Here is a 3,370-nt window from a genome sequence, read left to right as displayed (position 1 = left end):
GCCCAACAACAACCATAAATGCAACCACAATCGAAAGTCCAACAACAGCTATAAATACAGCAACGCCAGAAATACCAACAACAACTACAAATGTAACCACGACCGAGAGACCCATAGCAATAGAGTGCCCTACTATTTATAAACCAGAAGCATATATTCAAAAGAGAAATGAACTACTAGCATTAAGGTTCAACTTGACAATGAGTCAACTAAAGGAAGTACGTAGACAAAAAAATACGTTAGAATCCCATTTAGATATGAAGGTTCCTCCTAATAATATTGAAGACATAAAAGGAGAACTTGATTATCTAAAGAATACGCTAATTCCAAGTTTAGAGTTTGAAAGAAATCTTGATGAAACCCACATACTTATTGAGAAATATTATATAAAGGCTCTTGTAAAAGAAGGAAAAATGAGCCCTCTGGAAGCAACACCATTTCTTAATGAGTATGAGGAACTCTTTAAGAAATTTGAAGATCCAAGGAAGCACTATGATAATAGAAGAAAGAAAAGAGACCTTTCATTGAAACAAAGTCTTTCAGAAAAATTAGTAAGCACGGCTACAGATAATAAAGAAAAACCAAGGCTTGCAGATAAACTAGCAAGTATCGCTACAAATAATAAAGAAAAATTAGAGAAGCTTTCAGTAATGAAACGAGAGACAGCTATTGCAAGGTAGTCTATAAAAAAGTGTGTAAACCTCCCTGTATTAAGTGACACAGGGAGGTTTTTTCAAACGGACAAATGAAAAGAATGGTTAAAAGAATTAGATTTAATTCTTTCTTATCCTAGTCACAAAATATCGCAGACAAGGAATGGGTGATGAAATAGCTCATGATGCGAAAGAGACAGTTGAAAGAATTTCAGTAGCTTATTATTTTAGTGGAGTGAAATCATGAGACCCCCTATTCCTACGATGTTCAAAGCCAACCTAAAATAGGAGATTCAAGGAGCGATACCTTAACAGTAAGCCATAATTTTCCAAAATTGAAAAAGGTATTTCTTATTTACTCGGAATTGACCGCTACTTTCATGACTATGTCATAACCTTTTTGACAAATAGCTGAAATCATACTATGATATGTTACGCTGGTATTATAGGGGGAGTGAAATATGGAAAAACCGATTGAACAAGCACTCAATGATTGCCTGTTTTTTAGTGTGAAGAAATTAGATCGTATGCTAAACAAAATGGCTGACGAAGCATTTAAAAAGACGGGATTAACACCGACTTATGGATTTATCTTACTTATTTTAAAAGAAAAAGATGGGTTACCACAAAAGGATATTGCCCAACTGCTTTGCACTGCGCCATCAACCGTTGCTCGTTTTGTTGAAAAATTAGAATATAAAGGATATGTTAAAGCTGTGACTGACGGACGTTTATCACTTGTGTATTTGACTGATCATGGTCGTGAATTTGTCAAAGAAATTGATCATAGTTGGGAAGAATTACATCAGACATATCAAGCCATTCTCGGTCAGATAGAAAGTGAGCATTTATCCAAAGAAATTAATGCAGCATCTGAAAAATTACAAAAAAAATAAATTTTTTTAGCCCCGTTAGTTGCATGCGCAACTAATCGTGTGTTTTAATAGATAAAGAGAAAATGAATGGAGGATCAACAATGGCAAATTTTAATGAATCAATGACTTTTCCATCTGGAGCGACTTTAAATAATCGATTGATGATGGCGCCCATGACGACACAACTTAGTTTTTTCAATGGTGTAATTACAGAAGATGAGATAAACTATTATGCTGAACGTTCAAAAGGACTTGGTGCCGTTATTACCGGTGCCGCAAATGTCCAAGATTTGGGAAAAGGTTGGCCAGGAGAATTAAGCATAGCGCACGATGAAATGGTTCCCCGGTTAAGTGATCTAGCGACAGCTATCAAAGAAAATGGAGCAAAAGCAATTGTTCAAATTTTCCATGGTGGACGCATGACCAATCGAGCCACTTTATCGGGTGAACAAACGGTTTCTGCCAGTGCTGTTCCTGCTGAACGCCCACATGCTGAAACGCCTCGTGCATTAAGTGAAGCAGAGATTAAAGAAACCATTCAAGCTTTTGGTGAAGCAACTAGAAGAGCGATTGAAGCGGGTTTTGATGGCGTGGAGTTGCATGGTGCGAATACTTATTTAATCCAACAATTCTTTTCACCACATTCTAATCGTCGTAATGATCAATGGGGTGGTAGCTTAGAAAATCGCTATCGTTTTATTGATGAATTATTAAAAAGTGTCTTTCAAGCAGTAGACACTTATGCGAAGAAACCTTTTATCGTTGGTTATCGTTTTTCTCCAGAAGAATTTGAAACACCAGGCATTCGTTTTGAAGAAACGATCTGGTTGGTAGAACAATTAAGAGAAACAAAATTGGATTATCTGCATGTTTCGCTAAACACCTATGATCGCATCGCACGTTCAGATAGTTACAATCAAAAATCAATCCTTCGTTATGTTCACGAAACATTACAAGGGAAAATTCCCTTAGTTGGTGTGGGAAATGTTCGCAATCGCAAAGATGTGGAGGCCGTTTTAGCCGATGCAGAACTTGTCGCAGTCGGACAACAATTGCTTGTCGATCCTGAATGGGCAGTAAAATTAAGCGAAAATCGTGATGCTGAATTAGTCACAAAACCCTTTGCACAAGCCTATCAAGAACTGTATTTGCCAAATCCATTATATAATTTTTTAAAAGTCCGCTACCAATCAACAGTTAATATCTAATAGAGCAAAAGCAATATAAAGAGAGGGAATGTTCTAATCAATAGGGAAGTTAGAACCAAAGTATCCAATAGATTGACTATATTCCTCTAGTGTCACAAAGTATATTGAATAAGGCGGGATCGGATCGTTTACTAAGAAAAGATTTTCAAAATCAAGTACTAAGTAAGTTCTTGAGACTAGAAAACATCCATTCAGATGATTTACTTTTACTAGCACAAGAGAATATCGCCCAATATGAGTTTTTCTAGAGACAGTTGGCGATTAAATAGACAATAAGAAAAGTAGCAGAAGATTATTTCTTCTGCTATTTTTTTGAGCTACTTTATGAAAGGACGAATGTTAATTCTTAAAGAAGTATTTTTCGGCGATGTAAAGAATACAAAAGCTTGTGTTATCGCTATTCATCAAAATCGACCTAGCATTGATTTTATTGACCTTTCAAAAACTTCTTCTTTATGAAAAAGATGTTTTGAGTGCATTTCAAATTAAAAGAAACGACATGGTAAAATAAAGAAAATGAGTGTATATAACTATAAGGAGTGAGAGTGTGGAATTACTGGAAAAAGAAACGTTTTATTACAAGTTTTATAATGAAATAATTGAACCGGTGCGTTGTGCTTTTTTTAAAGAGGAA

General features: G+C 35.5%; 2 protein-coding genes and 1 pseudogene. All 3 read left to right on the top strand.

Going from position 1 to position 3,370, the window contains the following annotated elements; genetic code table 11:
* Nucleotides 1–680 (top strand): annotated as a pseudogene (locus EVI01_RS13240) (hypothetical protein); the annotation flags it as partial.
* Nucleotides 681–1,114: 434 nt separating this feature from the next.
* A complete protein-coding gene (locus EVI01_RS13235) occupies nt 1,115–1,549 on the top strand; it encodes a MarR family winged helix-turn-helix transcriptional regulator (protein WP_010750257.1) in 435 nt (144 codons plus the stop codon).
* 80 nt (nt 1,550–1,629) lie between these two features.
* Nucleotides 1,630–2,736, top strand: coding sequence for an NADH-dependent flavin oxidoreductase (locus EVI01_RS13230; protein ID WP_010750258.1), 1,107 nt, complete (start codon nt 1,630–1,632; stop codon nt 2,734–2,736).
* Nucleotides 2,737–3,370: the final 634 nt, after the last annotated feature.

This window comes from Enterococcus villorum, assembly GCF_007990225.1.
Lineage (GTDB): Bacteria > Bacillota > Bacilli > Lactobacillales > Enterococcaceae > Enterococcus_B > Enterococcus_B villorum.
The sequence above is the reverse complement of the archived record's forward strand: the minus strand, read 5'-3'. Positions and strand labels throughout refer to the sequence as shown.

Excerpts from the sequence above, each read along its gene's own strand:
- EVI01_RS13230 (WP_010750258.1), top strand. The coding sequence starts at position 1,630 with ATGGCAAATTTTAATGAATCAATGACTTTTCCATCTGGAGCGACTTTA.
- EVI01_RS13235 (WP_010750257.1), top strand. The coding sequence starts at position 1,115 with ATGGAAAAACCGATTGAACAAGCACTCAATGATTGCCTGTTTTTTAGT.